Origin of the sequence: Plantibacter sp. ME-Dv--P-095 (genome assembly GCF_030209365.1) — a bacterium.
Taxonomy (GTDB): domain Bacteria; phylum Actinomycetota; class Actinomycetes; order Actinomycetales; family Microbacteriaceae; genus Plantibacter.
The window spans coordinates 448,915-468,913 of sequence record NZ_JARVSB010000009.1 but is presented as its reverse complement, the minus strand read 5'-3'; the positions used below and the strand labels follow the sequence as shown (position 1 = coordinate 468,913).

Here is a 19,999-nt window from a genome sequence, read left to right as displayed (position 1 = left end):
CCGACGACGACGATGACGACGAACGGAAGGCCGCCGATGGCTGAGCACGGGCCGCACAGCGCACCCCACGAGTCGGGGTCGCGGTTCCTGCTCGGGATCGACGTCGGGCAGACCGCCGTCAAGGCCGTCCTGCACGACGAGCGGTTGCGGCCGGTCGCCGTCGCTCGGCGCGCGAGCCCCGTCGACCGTCCGGTCGCCCGGCACGCCGAGCGGTCGCAGGACGCCCTGTGGGCCGCGGTCGCCGACGCGGTCTCGGAGGTGATGGCGACGGCGGGTGTCGACCCGAACCTGGTCGCCGCCGTCGGGATCACGGGCCACGGCGACGGCCTGCACCTCGTGACCGCTGCGGGAGCGCCCGTCGGCCCGGCCATCACGGCGATGGACTCCCGGGCGCACGTCGAGGCCGCTGAACTCGCGGCCGATCCGGACCGGCTGCGCGTGGTGCTCGAACGCTCCGGACAGCTGCCGACGCCGGGCGCCGCCGGCAACCTCCTCCGCTGGCTGCTCCGGCACGACCCGGAACGCGTCGAGCAGGCGGACGCGATGCTCTTCTGCAAGGACGTGGTCCGCCTGCGGCTCACCGGTGAGATCTCCACCGACTACTCCGACGCCTGCGCCTCCTTCCTGGACGTCGGGACCGCCACCTGGAGCGCCGAGGTCCTCGACGCCTACGGCCTGCCCGCCGAACTGCTCCGCCTGCTGCCGCCGATCAACCCGAGCGGCACGATCGTCGGGCGGGTGCTCCCAGCGGCCGCCGCGAGCACGGGCCTCGTCGCCGGGACGCCGGTCGTCTCGGGGCTCCACGACGTGCAGGCCTCGTCGATCGGCATGGGAGCGCTCGTCCCCGGGCGGCTCGCCCTCGTGGCCGGCTCGTTCAGCACCAACGGTGTGACGACGACTCAGCCCGACGTGGACCCGCGGTGGCAGTCCCGCCTCTCGATCACCCCGGACCTGCGGATCGCGATGTCCACCTCGGCGACCGCATCGCCCTCCTTCGACTGGACGCTCCGGCTGCTCGGCGTGACCGACGCTGCCGGCCGCGACGCGCTGATCGCCGAGGCCGCGGCGCTCCCCCCGGAGGAGCAGGTGCCGCTCGTGCTGCCCTTCCAGTCGGACTCGCCGCTCGGCGCCGAAGCGTCTGCCACGCTCGCCGGGGTCCGTGACTGGCACACCCGGGCGCATGTGCTGCGCGGAGCCCTCGAGGGCATCGTGCTCATGCACCGCTGGCACACCCGGGCGCTCGGCGAACGGTTCCGGTGGGACGAGCCGATCGTCCTCGGCGGTGGCCTCGCGCGGTCGCCGCTGTACGTGCAACTCGTGGCCAACGCGCTTCGAGCGCCGGTGACGGTCGTCGACTCCGAGGAGGCAGGTGCCCTCGGCGCCGCGATCGTCGCCGGGGTCGCGACCGGGCTCCTGCCGTCAGTGGAACAGGCCCAGCACGACGTCGTCCGACACGCACCCGCCGTCCTGCCGACGGACGCCTCGGCCGCCTACTGGGCCGGGGTCGGAACCGCGTTCGACGAGCTCGTCGAGGCCATCGGCCCCTGGTGGCGACGGCGGGGCGAGGAGTCGAGCCCCGACGGTCCGGCGTCCGAACGCGACGGCCGTGCCGGGGCGGGACGATGAGCGCCTCCGTCGGCGGTCGTGGCACGGCCACGTCCAGCCCGGTGGACGACCGGCGGCGGGAGATCCTCACCCGACTCGATCAGGACGGGCGGGTCGAGGTCGGCGTGCTCGCCGCAAGCCTCGGCGTGACCGAGGAGACGATCCGACGCGACCTCCGCGTCCTCGAACTCGACGGACGCCTCCGACGCGCGCACGGCGGTGCGGTGCGCGTCGACCTCGACCCGGGCCAGGACTCCGGGGCGTCCGGTGCGCTCGCCGCGCGGGCGAGGACCCTGGTCGATCCGGGCTCAGCGGTCTTCCTCGGCGCGGGATCCGCCTGCGAGGCGCTCGCCGCCGGCCTCGCGACGACCGCCGGGACCGTCATCGTGACCGGTTCGGTGCCGGTCGCGCTGGCCGCGGCCGCTGCCGAGGAATCGGCCGTCGTCCACCTCGTCGGCGGGACGGCGGACGGGCGCGGTGTCCTCACCGGCGCCTGGGCGCGCGAGCAGCTCGCCGGCCTCCGCCTCGACGTCGCGGTCGTCGAGGCGCTCGGTGTCTCCGCCGACGGCCGACTGCTCCACGCCTCGCCGGAGGAGGCGGCGGTCGTCGCGGCCGCGGTCGAGCTCGCCTCCACGGCGATCCTGCTGGGCGACCCCGGGACGTTCGGGGCTGACGGCCTCGCGGTGTCCGTCCCGGCCGCCCGCCTCGACGTGGCGGTGGTGCATCACGGCGTCGACGAACCGACCCTTGAGGCACTCCTCACGACCGGCGTCCGCGTCGAGACGATCGGGGTCGGCGCATGAGCGGCATCGTGACGGTCACGCCGGCGGCCGCGATCGACCAGACCTACCGCGTCGACGGGCTGCGCCTCGGCGACGTCAACCGGGCGGTCGGCGTCTCGACCGAGCTGAGCGGGAAGGGTGTCAACGTCGCCAGGGCCGTGACCCTGTCCCGGTTGCCCGTCCGAGCCGTCGTCCCGATGGGGGAGGACGGCCGGATCCTCGCCGCCGACCCCGCCCTGCAGCCCCTCCTCGCCGTGGTCCCGACCGACGGACGGACCCGGGTGAACACGACGATCCTCGACGACGCGACCGGGACGACCAAGGTCAACGAGCCCGCGATCCCGTTGCGGGCCGCGGACTGGGCCGCGGTCGTCGCGGCGTCGGTGCGCGAGATCGACCGGATCGGCGCGGACTGGCTGGTCCTCTCCGGGACGATCCCCACGGTCGCGGAGGGCGGCGGACTCGTCGACATCCTCGAGCTGCTCCGGGCGGCCGCGGGTCGCGGAGCGCGCGTCGCCGTGGACACCGCCGGCGTGGCCCTCGAGACCGCCGTCGCGAACCTCGATCTCGTGCACCTGCTCAAACCGAACGCCCACGAACTCGCCGAACTCACCGGCCGGGAGTTGCTGACGATCGGTGACGTCGCCGACGCTGCGGACGAGTTGCACCGGGCCGGCTGCGACCTCGTCTACGTGAGCATGGGGGCCGACGGTGCGCTCGTGCGGTCGTCCGCCGGCCTGTGGCACGCCCACACCGCGGCGACCGTCGTCAACACCGCCGGTGCCGGAGACGCCTCGCTCGCCGGCTTCCTCGTCGGCCTCCGCGGGCCGGACGGGCAGGACGATCCGGCGACCGCCGTCGCGACGGCCGCCGCCTGGGGCGCGCTCGCGGTGTCGAGCGCGACGACGGTCCTCACCTCGCTCGACGGTGCACCACTCCCGATCGCCGTCCGCGACCCCGACCCGGCGACGCCTCTGCGCGAACCGGCGACACCACCACGGTCGGAGGTCGAGCCGAGATGACCGCGTCCACCGTCCCGAGCTTCCACGCCGCCGTCGACCTCGGTGCGTCGAGCGGTCGTGTCATCCTCGGGCGGTGGGACGGCGAGCACCTCCGGCTCGTCGAGGTGCACCGCTTCCCGAACGGCCCGGTCGTGCGCGACGGACGGCTCGTGTGGGACGCCGAGCGGTTGTTCGAGGAGACGCTGACCGGCCTCGCAGCGGCGGTCCGGCACGCGGAGGCGGCGGGTGGCGCGCTCGACGGCATCGGGATCGACAGCTGGGGTGTCGACGTCGGCCTGCCCGTTCTCGGCACCTCGCGTCTCGCCTCGTCCGTCCCCGAGGTCCGGCACCACCGCGGTGCCGACGAGCACGAGCCGGAGCGCGCCGCCGCCCTCGTCGGCCCCGCCGCGGCGTACGCGGTCACCGGCGTGATCGAACACCCGATCAACACCGCCTTCCAGCTCCGGTCGCTCGCTGCGGGCTCGAAGGCCGGGCCGCCGACGACCGAGGCACCGACCGTCCTGCTCGTCCCCGACCTCTGGGTGTGGCTGCTCACCGGCGTCGTCGGTGCCGAGCGCACGATCGCCTCCACGACGCAGCTGCTCGACCAGCGCTCCGGCGACTGGGCTGCGGCGCTCGTCGAGCGGTGGGGGCTCGGCGGGTTCCGCTTCCCGCCCGTGGTCGCACCGGGCACCCTGGCCGGCTCGACGACCCCCGAGATCACGGCCCGTCTGGGCGCGCGCGCCGCGATCCCCGTCCACCGGGTCGCGGAGCACGACACGGCGTCGGCGCTCGCGTTCGCCCGCCCGGACGGCGCCGAGCTGCTCGTCTCGAGCGGCAGCTGGTCGCTCGCCGGCGTGTGTCTCGCCGAGCCGGTCCTCAGTGAACCCGCGCGGCTGGCCGGCTTCACGAACGAGGCGGGCGCCGCGGGATCGTCGCTCCTCCTCCGCAACCTCTCGGGGATGTGGCTGCTCACCGAGTGCGCGCGGGCCTGGTCGGAGGAGGACGGTCACGTCGTCGACCCAGTGGCGCTCGTCGCCGCGGCGACGGTGGCCGCCGCATCGGCCGATACCGTCCCGCCGACGGTGTTCGACGTGGCCGACCCCCGACTCCTCGTCCCGGGTGACATGCCGGCCCGCATCACGGCGCTCTGCCGAGCGGCCGGAGGCACCCCGCCGAGCGGTCGCGTGGACCTCGTCCGCAGCGTCATCGAGAGCCTCGCCGCCGCGTATGCCGCGACCGGTCGGGCCGCTGCGGCGTTGACCGGCGTCCCGATCCGTTCGGTCCGCATCGTCGGCGGCGGATCCCGCAACCGGCTGCTCTGCGCGCGCACCGCGGAGCTGACGGGTCTGCCGGTCACCGCCGGCCCCGCCGAAGCCTCCGCGCTCGGCAACCTCGCCGTGCAACTCGTGGCCGCCGGCCGCGCTCCGTCGCTCGACGCCGTGTACCGCGGTCACCGCGACGACCCCGCCGACGATCAGGGACAGGGACCGACATGACACACCCCACCGACCGACCGGAGATCGAGACGGAGCCGCGTGGACGGCTCGCGACCTTCTCCCGGGAACTCGGCCGCCCGGATCGTGCGTGGGCGCTGCTCGCCGAGGGCAACACCTCGCTCCTGCTCCCGGGCGCCGACACCCCGACGATGCTCGTGAAGGCGAGTGGCACGTCGATGGCCACGGCGACCCCCGACGACGCCGTCCGGCTGGAGCTCCCGCCCGTCCTCGAGCTCGTCGACGCCGAAGCCGGAGGCGACGCCGAGGTCGGTGCCCTCTTCGACGCGGCGGCCAACGCCGGGAACGGCAGACGGCCCTCCGTCGAGGCCATCCTCCACGCCGTCTGCCTCGATCTGCCCGGCGTCGCCGCGGTCGGTCACACCCATCCCGTCCCCGTCAACGCGCTCCTCTGCTCGGTGTCGGCGGAGGCGTTGACCCGCGGCTCGCTGTTCCCCGACCAGATCGTCGTGCTCGGCCCCGACCCGCTGCTCGTGCCCTACGTCGACCCGGGACTGGGGCTCGCCCGGACGGTGCGACGCCTCCTCCGCGAGCGGATCGAGGCGACCGGGCGGGTGCCGAAGGTCGTCTACCTCCGCAACCACGGCATGTTCGCGCTCGGCGCCGACAGCGCAGAGGTCCTGCGGATCACCGAGATGGCGGTCAAGGTCGCCCAGGTGCTCCTCGGCGCGCTGGCGGCGGGCGGCCCCGTGTACCTCGACGACGACGCGGTCGCGCGGATCGACACGAGACCCGACGAACTCCTCCGGCGCGCCGCCCTGGCGTCGCCGGGACCGACGACGAACCGTGCCACGACGGCACAGGACGGGGCCGACGCATGACCGGACCGAACGGCACCATCGACCTCGACGGGCAGGTCGCCATCATCACCGGTGCCTCCTCCGGCATCGGTCGGTCGTACGCGCAGGCGCTCGCGGCGGTGGGCGTGCGCACCGTCCTCGTCGGTCGCTCCACCGAGCGGCTCACGGCCGTCGCCGACGCCCTCCCGACCGAGAGCGTGTTCCTCGCCGGCGACCTCGCCGATCCCGCCGTCTCCGAACAGGCCGTCGCGCTCGCCCTCGCCGCCTTCGGTCGCCTCGACATCGTCCTCGCGAACGCCGGGCTCTACGTCGGCGGTGACGTCGCCGACACCCCGATGACGGCGATCCAGGAGCTCGTCGGTGTCAACGTCCTCGGCGCGATGGCGACCGTGCGGGCCGCGCTGCCCCACCTCATCGGGCAGGGCTCCGGCGACGTCCTCGTGACGAGCTCGGTGTCGGGCCACCAGGACATCCACTGGGAGCCGGTGTACTCCGCCACGAAACACGCCATGCAGTCGTTCGTCCACACCACCCGGCGGAACCTCGTCGGGTCGGGGGTGCGGATGGGCGCGGTCGCCCCCGGCGTGGTGCTCAACGAGCTGTGGGGGATCGCGGAGGGCGCTTCCGGCGTGGAGGACCAGGTCGCTGCACGGACCGGCATCCGCTCGGAGGATGTGGCCGACGCGGTGCGCTTCATGCTCACCCGCCCCCGCCACGTCACCATCCGCGACCTCGTGATCCTCCCGACGGACCAGGAGATCTGACCACCGTGCCCGGACCGATCTCCAGCCACACCTCCATCCACCAGCCACCCACCAGCAGGGAGTCCTGATGTTCTCCGACCTCAACGGCCGCACCGCGGTCATCACCGGCGGGGCCCGCGGGCTCGGCTTCTCGATCGCGACGGCGCTCGCCGCTCAGGGCGTCGACGTCGCCCTCCTCGACCTGCTGCCCGCCGTGCACGCGTCGGCCGAGCGGCTCGCCGCCGAGCACGGCGTCCGCAGTGTCGGGATCACGGTCGACGTGACCGACGCCGAGGCCGTCGAAGCGGCCTTCTCGACCGCCGAGACCGAGCTCGGCGCGCCGTCGCTGCTCGTGACCGCGGCGGGCATCACGATCTGGGGCGACAGCGTCGACGTCGCGCCGGAGACCTGGCGGAAGGTGCTCGCCGTGAACCTGGACGGCACCTTCTTCGCCGCGCAGTCCTTCGCCCGCCGCGCGATCGCCGCCGGCCGCCCGGCGTCGGCCGTCTTCATCTCCTCGATGTCGGCGTTCATCGTGAACCAGCCGCAGTTCCAGGCCTCGTACAACACCTCGAAGGCGGCGGTCAGTCACCTCGCCTCCTCGCTGGCCGTGGAGTGGGCACCCTCGGGTGTCCGGGTGAACGCGATCGCCCCGGGGTACTTCCTCTCCGACATGACCCGCGAGTTCACCGAGGCGAACCCGGACCTCGCCGCCGAGTGGACGGCCGCCATCCCGGCGGGACGCATGGGACAGCCGGAGGATCTGCACGGGCTCGTCCTGCTGCTCGCCTCGGACGCCTCGTCCTATCTCACCGGCCAGAGTCTCGTGATCGACGGCGGGTACACGGCGCTCTGAGCGCCCGTCGTCCCGTCACCATCCCGCACCTCGTCCACCCCACCCCACCAGACCGTCCGCCCACCAGACCCGAGGACCAACCATGACCGACCCCGACCCGCACGGTGACCCCGCACCCGACCTCGCCGGCGACGCCGCCTGGGGGACGCGTCGGCGGCGGTTCGTCGAGGCGCGCTCCGGCGCGGTCGAACGAGCCTGGGCTCCGCGTCCCGTCCGGGTCGACGACGGCCCGTCGATCGGTCGGCGGCAGATCGAACTCCGCCACCTCGGTGGGCTGGAGACGACCGTCGAGGTCGACCAGTTCCTCGACCTCGGCGAGGCGTCCTGGAACGGGGACGTCGTGTCCTTCGTCGCGCCGACGACCGCACCGCATGCGGAGAGCTGGGCCAGGCGGTGGCAGGGCGGCCTGCTGACGACCTGCGGGCTCACGGCGGTCGGGGTGGCGCCAGAGGCCGAGGGCGGGATGCACGGCCGGGCGTCCAGGATCCCGGCGACGCTCACCCGGAGCGAGGGCCGGTGGACCCCCGAGGGCCGGTACGAGCTCCTCGTCGACGGGCTGCTGCGCGAGGGTGCCGTCTTCCAGCAGAACCTCACGGTGACCCGTGGCATCCGCGCCGAGGTCGGTGTCGCGCGGATCCGCCTGCACGACGTCGTCCGCAACGAGGGCTTCGTCGCCGAGCCGGTCCGGCTGCTCTACCACGTGAACCTCGGGTGGCCGCTGCTGCACGGTGGCGCGGTCGTGGCGGCGGAGGCCGAGCCGCCCGGGGGAGCGGACTCCAGCGGACCGCAGGACGACGGCCGATGGCGACGGGTGATCGGAGAGCCGGAGCCCGCGGCCGATGAGCGGGTCGACGCCCTCGACGCCGTCGCGGGGCCGGACGGCTGGTCCACCGCGACGCTGGTCGGCGAGGCCGGCACGGTCTCGATCCGTTTCCGCCCTGAACAGCTGCCCTTCCTCACCGTGTGGCGGAGCACGGCTGCCGGATCGTACGCCCTCGGTGTCGAACCGGGCACCTGCTGGCCGAGTCACGCCGTCGGCCCGGATCGCGGGAAGGTCGGGCGGATCGTGGAGCCCGGGGAGTCGTTCGAGGTCGACCTCGAGATCGCGTTCGAGCCGGCGACGGACGACGTCGGCGACTGAATCCACCGGCCTCGGCCACCCTCGAGCGCACGGTTTCCGAAGAATTCACGCTGGAGTATGTCATCGATGACATGAACGGGGTATGCTCGCCATGACATCGATGACATGGAGTCATCGTCGGAAGCCGACACGGACGTCGGACCCTGAACGGACACCGCCGTGCACCCTGCTGCGAACCTCGACCCGACCACCGTCGCGTCCGTGGCCCCCGACGGACTCGTCGCCGGCCTGGACCTCGGAAGCACCGGTGTCAAGATCCTCGTGACCGACGCCGACGGTGCCGAGGTCCTCATCCACCAGCTCCCCACCCCGTGGCTCGCCGGTGCCGGCGGCACGACCGTCATGGAGGCCGCCTCCCTCATCGCGACCGTCCGGGAGCTCCTCGACCACGTCGCCGCCGCACTCACCGACCGATTCGGACCGACCGTCCGGGTCCGTGCGCTCGCCGTGTCGGGGATGGGGGAGTCCGGGATCGTCCTCGACGCCGTCGGTCGGCCCGTCGCCCCCGCGATCGCCTGGTTCGACCCACGCGGCGCCGAACAGCTCGCCGCGCTCCCGGCCACGATCGCGGAGCAGTTCGCCGGCCGGACCGGCCTCCCGCTCGGTGTCCAGGTCTCGGTCGTCAAGCTCCTGCACCTGCGGGACGCCGGACTCGACCTCGCGGGGACCCGCTGGCTCAACCTGCCCGAGTACCTCGTCGCAGCACTCGGCGGCGAGGAGGCCGCGGAGTACTCGCTCTCGTCCCGCACCGGACTCCTCGATCAGGACACCGGCGCCCCCTGGCCTGAACTGCTCGAGCACCTCGGGGTCGACGCCACGTTCCTGCCGCCCTTCGTGGACGCCGGCACCCCGCTCGGCTCCGCCTCGGCCCCCTGGGTGCCGGAGGTCTTCGCCGATGCCGCGTTGACCGTCGCCGGTCACGACCACCTCGTCTCCGCCGTGTCCACCGGCTCGTTCCCCGCCGAGCGGTACCACGTGTCGATGGGCACCGCCGAGGTCCTCCTGCGCCGGCTCGACGCGCCCCTGCCCTTCGCCGCTCGTGAACGCCTCGCCGAGGTGTTCATCAACTGCGTCCGCCACGTCGTCCCCGGTACCTGGGTCCTCGTCGCCGGAGTGAAGACGGGACTCCTCATGCGCCGTACCCTGCAGCTCGTCGGAGTGACCGAGCGGTCCGGCCGCGACCGCCTCGACGACGCGGTCATGGAGCTGCCTGCCGAGGGTCGTCTCGCTGACGGCGACATCGTCGTCTCCGGTGCCCGCAACGATGACGGGGTCCTGCACCTGACGGTGCGGGCGGACGGCGCCGACCCCGCTGAGGTCTTCGCAGCGGTCCTCCGCCACGGCAACGACGAACTCCGCGTGCTCATCGAGGCGATGGACCGCGAGGTGCCGCCGGCGAGCTCGGCCCTCCTCACGGGCGGGTGGGCCGGCATGCGTTCGGTCCAGCGCGCGCGGGCCGCCGTCCTGCCCGGGATCCAGGTCTCCGACCGCTCCCAGGACACCGCCTACGGTGCCACCGTCTTCGCCCGTTCCCTCCTCGAGCCGGCCGTCGCCGGCCGCGCCCGTCCCTGACCCGTCCGTCCGCCCAGCCCACCCACCGAACCCACCCACCGGTCGACCACGACCGGCCCGCAGCATCCGACGCGACCGCGTCGGCACAGACCCCATCCGAAGCACAAGGAGCACCTGATGAACGCAGTAGCCACCCGCACCAACGAGCTCACGACGCTCGAACGCCGCGCCATGTCCACGATCAGCACCCCGGCCGGTGGCATGCTCATCGTCGCCGGCGACCAGCGCAACGGCATGAAGGCCGTCATGAAGGACGCGCCGAACGGTGCGGCCGGCATCAGCCGTGACGAGCTCGCCGAGGCGAAGAGCGACCTCGTGCGCTTCCTCGGCAACCACGCGCCCGCCATCCTCCTCGACCCCGAGGTCGCCCTCCCGCTCGTCGTCGACGAGCGCACCCTCTCCCGCACCACGGGCCTCGTGGTCGGCATGGACTCCTCCGGCTTCGACACCGAGAACGGTCTGCGTCGCACCAAGTACGTGCCCGGCATGGACGCCCGCAAGGTCCGTGAGCTCGGTGGAGACGCCGCGAAGATGCTCTTCTACCTGCGCTCCGACCAGCGCGAGGCGGAGCAGGTCGTCATCGACGAGATCGCCCGCCTCGTCGAGGAGTGCTCGGCGGAGGGTGTGCTCCTCATCGTCGAGATCCTCGTCTACCAGCTCGACGGCGAGAGCGACGAGGCCTACGCCGAGATCTTCCCCGAACTCGTCCGTGGTGCCGCGGAGATCTCCGTCGCCGCCGGTTCCAAGGTCCTGAAGCTGCAGTACCCGGGTTCGGCCGAGGCGGCAGCCGCCGTGACCGAGGCCGCCGCCGGTGTGCCGTGGGCGGTCCTCTCGGCCGGTGTCGACCACGAGACCTTCGTGGGTCAGGTCCGCACCGCGGTCGAGAACGGTGCCGGCGGCGCGATGGCCGGTCGCTCGCTGTGGAAGGATAGCCTTTCGATCTCGTCGGCCACGCGCGAGGAACTGCTCACGAACCGTGCGCTGCCCCGCCTCCGCGAGCTCGAGCAGGTCATCGAGACCGCCCTCGCCGGACGCTGACGCGTCGCGGGCGGTGGCCGAGGTCACCGCCCGCGCACGTCCACCCGTCGAACCGGCACCATCCCCGAGGAGCACCCATGGCCACGATGCAGGACGTGGCGTCCCTCGCGGGGGTGAGCTCGAAGACGGTCTCGCGGGTCTTCAACGACGACCCGCACGTCCTCCCGGAGACGCGGTCGCGGGTCGAGACGGCGATGCGGGATTTGAACTACGTCCCGAACGTGCTGGCGCGCACCTTCCGTGCCGGTCGATCCTCCTCCGTCGGCGTCGCCGTCCCCGATGTCGTCGACCCGTTCTTCGCCGCGGTCGTCCGGGCGGTGGAGGAGGTCTGCTCCCGTTCGGGCATCACCACGCTCGTCACGAGCATCGGAGACGACCCCTCGCGTGAGCGCGCCGTGCTCGACTCCTTGCTGCGCTCGCAGCTCATGGGGCTCGTCCTCGCCCCCGTCGCCGAGGACCAGTCGTGGCTCGCCCCCTGGGCCGAGCACACGCCCATCGTGTTCGTCGACCGGGCGCCCGGGGGACTCGACGCCGACAGCTTCGTCGAGGACGACCACCGCGGCGCCTACCTCGCGACGAGGCATCTCCTCGAGCACGGTCACACCAGGGTCGCCTTCGTCGCCGACGCCGCACACCCACCCAGCACCCGGCGCCGGCTCGAGGGCTACCGGGCCGCACTCGCCGAGCAGGGTGTCGAGCTCGACGACCGCCTCGTGAGCCTCGACGCGACGGACCGCGCGCCGGCCGCCACCGTCCTCGACGGTCTGCTCGCCCTCGCCGACCCGCCGACGGCCCTGTTCTCGGCGAACGCGCGCGTGACGATGGCGCTCGTCCCGGCGCTCCGCTCGCGGGGGATCGCCTCGCTCGGCTTCGGCGACTTCCCGATGGCCGACCAGCTCGACCCCGCGGTCAGCGTCATCGAGCAGGACCCCGCCCGGCTGGGGCGGCTGGCCGCCACCCGGGCGCTCGCCCGCTTCGGCGACGCGGACGCCTCGCACGAGCGGAGCACCGTCGTGCCCGTCGGGCTGCTGCTGCGGGAGTCCTGCGGCTGCCACCTCGACGGCTGATCCCCCGCCCGACGGATGCGGCCGTGCCGCTCGGTCCGTAGCGTTGGAGGCTGCACGCGACGGTCGGGGGAGACATCATGCACGGTTCGGACGGAACGACGAACGGGGGAGGCTGGGCGCCGGTGGGTCCGCCCATTGCTCGGCCTGTGGCACCCGTGGGCGGAGCGGGCGCGCCAGAACCCGCCGGAGCGCCGGTACTCGGTGCCGCCGGACGAGTGGCGCTCGCCCAGCAACCCGAGTCGGCCGCCGACCGCCAACGCCGCCGCAACCGTGAGGCGGCGCCGATCCTGCCGTCGCGGGTCCCGTGGGTCGCGGTGACCGTCTTCACGGTCCTGGCGATCGGGCTCGCCTGGCTCGTCGCGTCCCCGCTGTGGTTGTCCGGCGAGGGCCTCGCGAACCCGTGGTTCCAGCTCATCGCGCTCGGCATGATGTACACGCCGATGGTCGCGGCGGTCGTCGTGGTCTGCTTCGTCGCCCGACCGCGGAGCATCCCGCGGCTGCTCGGCCTCGCGCCACTGCGTCCGCTCGCCCGCACCCTCGGGCTGTGCGCGGCCGCCCTCGTCGGCTTCCCGGTGCTCGCGTTCGGTGCCATGCTGCTCGGGCAGGCCATGGGTCTCATCTCCCTCGACCTCGTCAACCTCTCCGGTCTCGCCGCCATCCTGGCCGCATCCGGTGCCGGGGAGCCCTCGCGGGATCAGCTCACCACGATCGCCCTCGCCCAGATCCTCACCCTGCCGATCAGTGTGCTCGTGGCCTCACTGTCCGCGTTCGGTGAGGAGCTCGGGTGGCGGGGCTGGTTGTTGCCGAACCTCCTGCCGCTCGGCACCTGGCCCGCCCTCCTCATCTCGGGGGCCGTCTGGGGCGTGTGGCACGCGCCGCTCATCCTCCTCGGCTACAACTACCAGCGGACGGACGGCGTGGGCCTCCTCCTGATGGTGGGCTGGTGCATGCTCCTCGGCGTCGTCATCGGGTGGTTGCGACTGCGCTCGGCCTCGGTCTGGCCGGCGGTGATCGCGCACGGTGCCGTGAACGCCGCCGTCGGGGCGCTCCTGCTGTTCGCCAGCCCCACGTCCATGCAGGACACCGGGAGTGTGTTCGGCACCCTGCTCGGCTGGCCGGGCTGGATCCTCCTCGCCATGACCGCCCTCCTCCTCGTGGTGACGGGGCAGTTCCGTCGGCGTGCGGTTCCGGGGCTCCGGGCCGCCGAGGTAGCGGAGCGGACGCCCGCCTAGCGCGGTTCGGACGGCCGCATGCGCGTCGTGCATGCGTCGTGCCGCGGAGGGTGCTTGTCCTCCGAGCAGGCACTTGGTGCACTGGTCCGATGCGCAGACCCGACCTCCCCGAGGCGCCCAGCCGCCCGCACGCCTCCCACGCTCGCCGCCGCGGTGGTGACGCGAGCCCGCGGGTCCGTCGGCGCCGCCTCGTCGTCGGGATCGCCGGCGGCCTCGTGCTCGCGATGCTCGGCGGTCTCGGTGCCCTCGCGCTCCGGCTGCAGGGGAACCTCAGCTCCGAGGCGATCGCCGCTCCGACCGGCCGTGCGACGGAGCCGGCGGAGCCTGGCGCGCCGGACCCGGCGATCAACGTCCTCCTCCTCGGCTCCGACAGTCGTGACCTCGCGCTCGGCGACTACGGCGAGGACACCGGCACCAAGCGCAGCGACGCGATGGTGCTCGTGCACGTGTCCGCGGGCAACACCCGGATCGACGCGATGCAGATCCCACGTGACACGCTGACCGACCTGTCGATGTGCACGGACACCGGGCGGGGGACACCCGACGACTACGGCATGGTGAACGCCGCCCTGAACTCCGGGGCCGCCTGTTCGGTCGCCGCGGTGCAGGCGATGACCGGTGTGCCGATCGACCACTTCGTCGAGCTCGACTTCAGCGGCTTCCAAGCGATCGTCAACGGCATGGACGGCTTGGCCGTGTGCCTGCCGACGGACATGGAGGACCCGTATTCGAACCTCGCCCTGCCCGCCGGGGCACAGGTCATCGACGGGACGCAGGCGCTCGCGCTCGCCCGCACCCGGCACGCGGTGGGCGACGGCAGCGACATCTCGCGCCTCGGCAACCAGCAGATGGTGATGTCCGCGATCGTGCAGCGGGCGCTGAGCGCCGAGGTGCTCACCCGGCCGGACCGACTCATCCGCTTCCTGGACGCGGTCACGTCCTCGCTCACGGTCGACACGGCACTCGGCGACCTCGCGAGCCTGACCTCCCTCGCGCACCGGGTCTCACAGGTGCCCGCCACGGCCATCACCTTCCTGACGATGCCGTGGACCGAGGCGCCGTCGGACGCGAACCGGGTGGTGCCGAGCGATGACGCCGCAACGGTGTTCTCGAGCCTCGCCACGGATGTCCCGGTACCGATCGCGGGAGCCGCCGACGCGTCACCCGCCGAGCCGGTCACCCCGGTCGAACCGGTGCGGGTCGAGGCGGTCAGCGTCCTCAACGGTTCGCAGACGAACGGGGTCGCGACGGCGACGGCCGACCGATTGACCGCCTTCGGCTACGTCGTCGCGACGATCGGCGACGCGGAGACGGACACCCCGGTCACCGTCCTCCTTGCGCGCGATTCGGACGCGGCCCGGGCGACAGCCGCCTCCCTCGCCCAGGAGTTGGGGATCACGGTCGTCGTGAGCGGCGAACCGGGACCGGACGACGAGGACGTCGTGCTCGTCATCGGAGACGACTTCGCCGCACTGACCGAGGCCGCTGTTGCGGCGCCCGCGCCGGCGCCGGTCGAGGTCGAGTCCCGCAACGCCGCCGCGGACCTCTGCGGCTGACGCGGAGCGCCTCACCGCCCGGGCGAGACCTGCTCCGTCAGTCGCAGGAACGCGCTCACAGCGGGCGTCCCGACGGTGTCGTGGCGGACGAGGAGCCCGATGCTCCGGGTGACCGGGGTCGGGAACCGGCGGACGCGCGCACCGTTCGCCGCGGCCCAGTCCGCCAATCGCTCCGGTACCACCGTCAGGCCGACACCCGCGGTCGCGAAGCGGGTGAGCGCGTCGCGTTGGGTCGTCACGACGATGCGCGGTGGTTGCACGCCGAAGCTGGCGTAGGCCTCGTCCGTCACGGCGCGCATCGACGTCCCGCGCGGGAGGGTCACGAGGGTGTTCGCAGCCAGCTCATCGCCGGTGATGGTCGGCGGGGTGTGGTCGGCCTCGCGCTCGGCGTCGGTCCTGAGGCCGGGGAGGACGATCGCGAAGCGCTGTTCCTCGAGGAGCCGCACCTCGACGCCGGGGCCGGCGGCGGCCACATCGGCCACGCCGAGGTCGATGCGCCCGAGGTCGATGGCCTCGAGCAGCTCGGCCGAGTCGACGGCGCCTGTGACCTCGATGCGGACGTCGGGGTGTGCGGCGTGGAACCGGGCGACGAGCTCCGGAACGTGGGTCGCGACGAGCGAGGGGAGCGCGCCGATCCGGAGCGTGCCGACGGTGAGCGCGTGCTGGGCGTCGGCGAGTGCGCGGAGCCCGTTCGCCTCCTGGAGCATCCGCCTCGCCGGGCCGAGCACCGACCGTCCGGCATCGGTGACCTGCATGCGCCGACCGACCCGGGTGAAGAGCGCGAGCCCGAGCTCGGCCTCGCAGCGTTGGATGCGTCGCGTGAGCGAGGGCTGGGAGATCCGGAGGACGTCGGCGGCGGCAGCGTACGAGCCGTAGTCCACGACGGCGACGACGGCTTCGAGCTGCTCGAGGTTCACCGGCAGGCTTCGTACACGTGGTCGGCGGCGTCGGCCGGAGCGAGGTCGCGGTCGCGCAGGATCGTGGAGAACGGGACCTGCGGGTCGGCGCAGACCTCGTCGAAGGTGCCGCGCAGATCGTCGGTGTACTCGATGTCGAGCACGGCCCCGCCGTACACCTCGGTGTAGGTGCCGCACTCGTCGAAGCGGTGGCACTCCTCGGCCACGGCGAAGTCGAAGCCGACGTCGTCCCGCCCCCGCGTGCCGAGGTCGCCGGCGTTCTTCTGCCCGATGAGGAGCCCGGCGTCGTGGGCGAGGTCGGCGTAGCGGGTGGCGAGGGCCATCGCGTCGTCCACGGTGAGTCGGCCGTCGGACCGCGTGTACGAGTCGAGGTTGTCGATCTCGACGGCGTCGAAGCCGGCGTCCGCGCAACGGGTGATGCTCGTGCCGACCCGCTCGGCGATGCGGGCGCGACGGTCGTCGGTGGAGAGGTCGAAGATCAGCTCGTCGGGCCAGTTCTCGTCGATGATCGGCTCTCCCGCCTCGTCGGTGAGCACGAGGTCCGGCTCGGCGAGCCACGCGTCACGGTCGGCCGGCTGACTCTGGAACCCGTTCACGTAACAGATCGAGTACCGGTCAGGGTCCGGGGTGTCCGTGCTGTCGCGGACGACGCCACCCACGCCGGCAGCCGGTTCGTATCCACCGCCGAGTTGGTAATCGAACACGATGTCCGTCGGGAACCCGCTTGCCGCGGTGGCCGATCCGGTGCTGGAGGCGGCCTCGCTCTGGGCGGAGGAGCACCCGGCGGCGACGAGCGTGATGGCGAGGACGCCGCCGGCCGCGAGGGCCGTGCGGGCACGGAGGTGGGGGAACGGCATGCGACCAGCCTAGGTCCCGGGCCCGGGCACGCCGGAGGGGCCGACCACACGTCCACGGAGCGGGTACCGTTGGGGGCATGAAGTATCTGGTGCTGTTCGCCGCGGGTGCCGCGCTCATCCTCCTCGGGATCGTCTTCGCGCTGCTCCTGGAGCTGCCCGTCGGGTTCCGGATCGCCGGGCTCGTCGCCATGCTGCTCGGCACCGTGGTCATGGGCGTGAACGTCGGCCTGCAGTTCTTCGACCGCCGCCGCGAGCGGGCCCGCCGCCTCTGACGCCCGCCGGCGCAAGCACCTGACGCCGCCCGATCCCGCGCGTTACCCTCGAAGCCACCCGCCTCAGCCGAAGCGGGACGACAACCGGGAGGCTTCGTGGCGCGCGCGCTCTTCATCATCGACGTACAGAACGACTTCACCGAGGGCGGTGCGCTCGGGGTGACCGGTGGCGAGAACGTCGCCGCAGGGATCACGCAGCTCCTCGCTGAACACGGGGACGACTACGCGCACGTGTTCGCCTCCCGCGACTGGCACGACGCCGAGGGCGACAACGGCGGTCACTTCGCCGCGGGCGAGCCCGACTACACGACCACCTGGCCCGTGCACTGCGTCGCCGGGAGCGAGGGCGCCGAGTACCACCACGCGCTCGACACCAAAGCGGTCGACACCCACATCCGGAAGGGGCAGGGAGCCCACGGGTACTCGATCTTCGAGGGCGTCACCCCCGAGGGCCGACGCTTGGAAGAGGTCCTCGCGGACTCCCAGGTCACGGAGGTCGACGTCGTCGGCCTGGCGACCGACTACTGCGTCCGCCGGAGTGCGCTCGACGCCATCGGGCACGGCCTGCAGGTCCGGGTGCTCACCGACCTCGTGGCGCCGGTCGACGAGGCCGCCGGAGCGGCGGCGCTCGCCGAGATCGTCGAGGCCGGGGGAGTGCTCGTCACGCGCTGAGACCCCGCCGGATCGGACTCGCACACGCCACCCGTCGCAGATAGTAAGCTAGCTGCATAATATTCGGGACAGGGCGAGGACGGGGCACGCGCATGACGCACGGGCGACACGGTGAGGCATCGACGACCACGGCGCCGCGGCGCGATCGGAACGGGGCACCGCGCTGGCTGCGCATCCTGCTGCCAGCGGTCCTCATCCTCCTGTGGCTCATCGCCGCCGGCGTCGGCGGGCCGTACTTCGGCAAGGTGAGCGAGGTCGCGACCAACGACCAGACGAGCTTCCTCCCCGCGAGCGCCGACGCCACGGAGGTGCAGGCCGCGCTCGACGGGTTCCGTGACGGTGACGACATCCCGGCCCTCGTCCTGTTCGTGCGGGAGGGCGGGATCACCGACGACGACCGCTCCGCCATCGACGACGAACTCGCGACGATCGCTTCGACCGAGGGCGTCGCCGACGGGGTCTCACCGGCCATCCCCTCCGAGGACGGCGAGGCGCTCGAGGCCTTCGTGCCGATCAGCGGCGACGCGGAGGTCGGCGACGTCGTCGAGGCCCTGCGCGCCCAGCTCGGGGACGCGATGCCGTCGGGGGTGGAGGTCTTCGTCACGGGTCCCGCCGGGTTCACCGCGGACCTGACCGCCGCCTTCGCCGGCATCGACGGCATCCTGCTCCTGACGGCCCTCGGAGCCGTCTTCCTCATCCTCATCGTCGTCTACCGGTCGCCCGTGCTGCCGTTCCTCGTGCTCGGCACCTCGCTCTTCGCGCTCTGCACGGCGCTGCTCACCGTGTGGTGGCTGGCCAAGGCCGGCGTCGTGCTCCTGAACGGTCAGGTGCAGGGCATCCTGTTCATCCTCGTGATCGGCGCGGCGACGGACTACTCGCTGCTGTACGTCTCGCGGTACCGGGAGGCGCTCCGCGACCACGAGCGCCGATGGGATGCGACGTGGGCGGCGCTCCGCGGTTCCCTCGAACCGATCGTCGCCTCCGGAGGCACCGTGATCGCCGGGCTGCTCTGCCTGCTGCTCAGCGACCTGAACTCGAACAAGGCACTCGGGCCGGTGGCCGCGATCGGCATCGTCTTCTCCGTGCTCGCCGCACTCACCTTCCTGCCGGCCCTCCTCCTCGCCTGCGGCCGGAGCTCCTTCTGGCCCCTGCGCCCGAAGGTCGGCAGCGAGCACCGGGTGCAGGCCGCGACGGCCGATGACGACGCGGTGCCGACCACCGGCCTGTGGGGCGGGATCGCCCGCCTCATCTCTCGCCGCGCCCGCGTCGTCTGGATCGGGAGCACCCTCCTCCTCCTGGTCGCGAGTCTCGGTGTCGTCCAACTCCAGGCGGACGGCGTCGCGCAGAGCGACCTCATCCTCGGGACCTCCGAGGCGCGCGACGGGCAGCTCGCGCTCGGTGAGCACTTCCCGGCCGGGTCGGCGAGTCCGGTCTCCGTCCTCACCGGGAAGGACGACGCCGCCGAGGTCATCGCCATCTTGGAGGACACCGACGGGCTCGACGGTGTCCAGGTGCTGGCGAGCGGCACGGCGACCGGCACCGCGGACGCGACGGTGCGCGACGGGGAGGCGGTGTTCACCGCGCCACCGACCGGTCCTCCGGGGACCCCCGCGTCGCCGGCCGAGCCCACCGTCGACGACGGCCGGATCGTGCTCCAGGCGACCCTCGACACGGCACCCGACTCCGCAGCCGCGGAGGAGACCGTGCGACAGCTGCGCACCACCATCGACGCCGCCGTCGGCACCCACACACCGGTCGGCGGGGTCACCGCGACCGCGATCGACTCGAACGACGCCGCCATCCACGACCGGAACCTCATCATCCCCGTGGTGCTCGTCGTCATCCTCCTCATCCTCATGCTGCTCCTGCGGTCGGTCCTCGCGCCGGTCCTGCTCATCCTCAGCGTGGTGGTGTCCTTCGGAGCGGCGCTCGGGGTCTCCGCCCTCGTGTTCACGCACGTCCTCGGCTTCCCCGGCGCAGATCCGAGCGTGCCGCTCTACGGCTTCGTCTTCCTCGTCGCGCTCGGGATCGACTACAACATCTTCCTCATGACGCGGGTGCGCGAGGAGTCGCTCCGGGTCGGCACGAGAGCCGGGGTGTTGCGCGGTCTCGCGATCACGGGCGGGGTGATCACCTCGGCCGGCCTCGTGCTCGCGGCCACCTTCGCGGCGCTCGGCGTGATCCCGATCCTGTTCCTCGCGCAGATCGCGTTCATCGTCGCGTTCGGCGTCCTCCTCGACACGATCATCGTGCGCACGCTGCTCGTCCCGGCCCTCAGCCACGACATCGGCAGCGCCATCTGGTGGCCGTCGAAGCTCGCGAAGGGTCGCGCCGAGCACCGACACGCCGCCTGAGCGGGGGTCGCCCGGAC

The 19,999-nt window shown here is 73.0% G+C and carries 18 protein-coding genes; 16 read left to right on the top strand and 2 right to left on the bottom strand.

Translation table 11 applies throughout. The features are described from left to right. Positions 1–36 precede the first annotated feature (36 nt). The 13 genes from QRN26_RS14255 to QRN26_RS14195 all read left to right on the top strand — a co-directional run bounded on the left by QRN26_RS14255 (position 37) and on the right by QRN26_RS14195 (position 14,910). The gene (locus QRN26_RS14255; protein WP_285037279.1) at positions 37–1,626 is read left to right on the top strand and encodes an FGGY-family carbohydrate kinase; all 1,590 of its coding nucleotides are present in this window, start codon (positions 37–39) and stop codon (positions 1,624–1,626) included. Then, entirely contained in the window at positions 1,623–2,408 is a 786-nt protein-coding gene (locus QRN26_RS14250) for a DeoR family transcriptional regulator (RefSeq protein WP_285037278.1), read from the top strand. Before QRN26_RS14255 ends, QRN26_RS14250 begins: the two co-directional genes overlap by 4 nt. Beyond that, positions 2,405–3,409 carry a 1-phosphofructokinase family hexose kinase gene (locus QRN26_RS14245; protein ID WP_285037277.1) on the top strand — a complete coding sequence of 335 codons (1,005 nt, stop codon included), beginning with the start codon at positions 2,405–2,407 and terminating at the stop codon, positions 3,407–3,409. The genes QRN26_RS14250 and QRN26_RS14245 overlap by 4 nt, the downstream gene beginning before the upstream one ends. Continuing rightward, on the top strand, positions 3,406–4,887 hold the full coding sequence (locus QRN26_RS14240) for a rhamnulokinase (RefSeq protein ID WP_285037276.1): 1,482 nt from the start codon (positions 3,406–3,408) through the stop codon (positions 4,885–4,887). The genes QRN26_RS14245 and QRN26_RS14240 overlap by 4 nt, the downstream gene beginning before the upstream one ends. After that, positions 4,884–5,726, top strand: a complete 843-nt coding sequence (locus tag QRN26_RS14235) for a class II aldolase/adducin family protein (RefSeq protein ID WP_285037275.1) — start codon at positions 4,884–4,886, stop codon at positions 5,724–5,726. The genes QRN26_RS14240 and QRN26_RS14235 overlap by 4 nt, the downstream gene beginning before the upstream one ends. Continuing rightward, complete coding sequence (locus QRN26_RS14230; RefSeq protein ID WP_285037274.1) at positions 5,723–6,469, top strand: SDR family oxidoreductase; 747 nt, start codon at positions 5,723–5,725, stop codon at positions 6,467–6,469. Before QRN26_RS14235 ends, QRN26_RS14230 begins: the two co-directional genes overlap by 4 nt. A gap of 67 nt (positions 6,470–6,536) precedes the next feature. Beyond that, positions 6,537–7,304 (top strand): SDR family oxidoreductase, encoded by a 768-nt coding sequence (locus tag QRN26_RS14225; protein WP_235522657.1) that lies wholly within the window; start codon positions 6,537–6,539, stop codon positions 7,302–7,304. An 82-nt stretch (positions 7,305–7,386) separates the two neighbouring features. After that, positions 7,387–8,445, top strand: coding sequence for a DUF4432 family protein (locus tag QRN26_RS14220; protein WP_285037273.1), 1,059 nt, complete (start codon positions 7,387–7,389; stop codon positions 8,443–8,445). Positions 8,446–8,604: 159 nt separating this feature from the next. Next, the gene (locus tag QRN26_RS14215; RefSeq protein ID WP_285037272.1) at positions 8,605–10,017 is read left to right on the top strand and encodes an FGGY-family carbohydrate kinase; all 1,413 of its coding nucleotides are present in this window, start codon (positions 8,605–8,607) and stop codon (positions 10,015–10,017) included. Positions 10,018–10,134: 117 nt separating this feature from the next. Next, the gene (locus tag QRN26_RS14210; protein WP_200921125.1) at positions 10,135–11,055 is read left to right on the top strand and encodes a hypothetical protein; all 921 of its coding nucleotides are present in this window, start codon (positions 10,135–10,137) and stop codon (positions 11,053–11,055) included. Between the two features lie 77 nt (positions 11,056–11,132). Further along, positions 11,133–12,122 carry a LacI family DNA-binding transcriptional regulator gene (locus QRN26_RS14205; protein ID WP_285037271.1) on the top strand — a complete coding sequence of 330 codons (990 nt, stop codon included), beginning with the start codon at positions 11,133–11,135 and terminating at the stop codon, positions 12,120–12,122. Positions 12,123–12,268: 146 nt separating this feature from the next. Then, complete coding sequence (locus QRN26_RS14200) at positions 12,269–13,354, top strand: CPBP family intramembrane glutamic endopeptidase (RefSeq protein ID WP_285037270.1); 1,086 nt, start codon at positions 12,269–12,271, stop codon at positions 13,352–13,354. Positions 13,355–13,443: 89 nt separating this feature from the next. Then, positions 13,444–14,910: an LCP family protein gene (locus QRN26_RS14195; protein WP_285037269.1), complete on the top strand. Its 1,467-nt coding sequence runs from the start codon at positions 13,444–13,446 to the stop codon at positions 14,908–14,910. Between the two features lie 11 nt (positions 14,911–14,921). Here QRN26_RS14195 and QRN26_RS14190 read toward each other — a convergent pair whose 3' ends face one another. Then, entirely contained in the window at positions 14,922–15,827 is a 906-nt protein-coding gene (locus QRN26_RS14190) for a LysR family transcriptional regulator (protein ID WP_285037268.1), read from the bottom strand. Further along, entirely contained in the window at positions 15,824–16,684 is an 861-nt protein-coding gene (locus tag QRN26_RS14185) for an endo alpha-1,4 polygalactosaminidase (protein ID WP_285037267.1), read from the bottom strand. The genes QRN26_RS14190 and QRN26_RS14185 overlap by 4 nt, the downstream gene beginning before the upstream one ends. 77 nt (positions 16,685–16,761) lie before the next feature. Between QRN26_RS14185 and QRN26_RS14180 the strand changes: the two genes are divergently transcribed. From QRN26_RS14180 to QRN26_RS14170, 3 genes are all read left to right on the top strand, one after another. Continuing rightward, positions 16,762–16,956, top strand: a complete 195-nt coding sequence (locus QRN26_RS14180) for a hypothetical protein (RefSeq protein ID WP_056012984.1) — start codon at positions 16,762–16,764, stop codon at positions 16,954–16,956. Between the two features lie 96 nt (positions 16,957–17,052). After that, positions 17,053–17,628 (top strand): isochorismatase family protein, encoded by a 576-nt coding sequence (locus QRN26_RS14175; RefSeq protein WP_285037266.1) that lies wholly within the window; start codon positions 17,053–17,055, stop codon positions 17,626–17,628. Positions 17,629–17,720: 92 nt separating this feature from the next. Further along, the gene (locus QRN26_RS14170) at positions 17,721–19,982 is read left to right on the top strand and encodes an MMPL family transporter (protein WP_285037265.1); all 2,262 of its coding nucleotides are present in this window, start codon (positions 17,721–17,723) and stop codon (positions 19,980–19,982) included. Positions 19,983–19,999 lie beyond the last annotated feature (17 nt).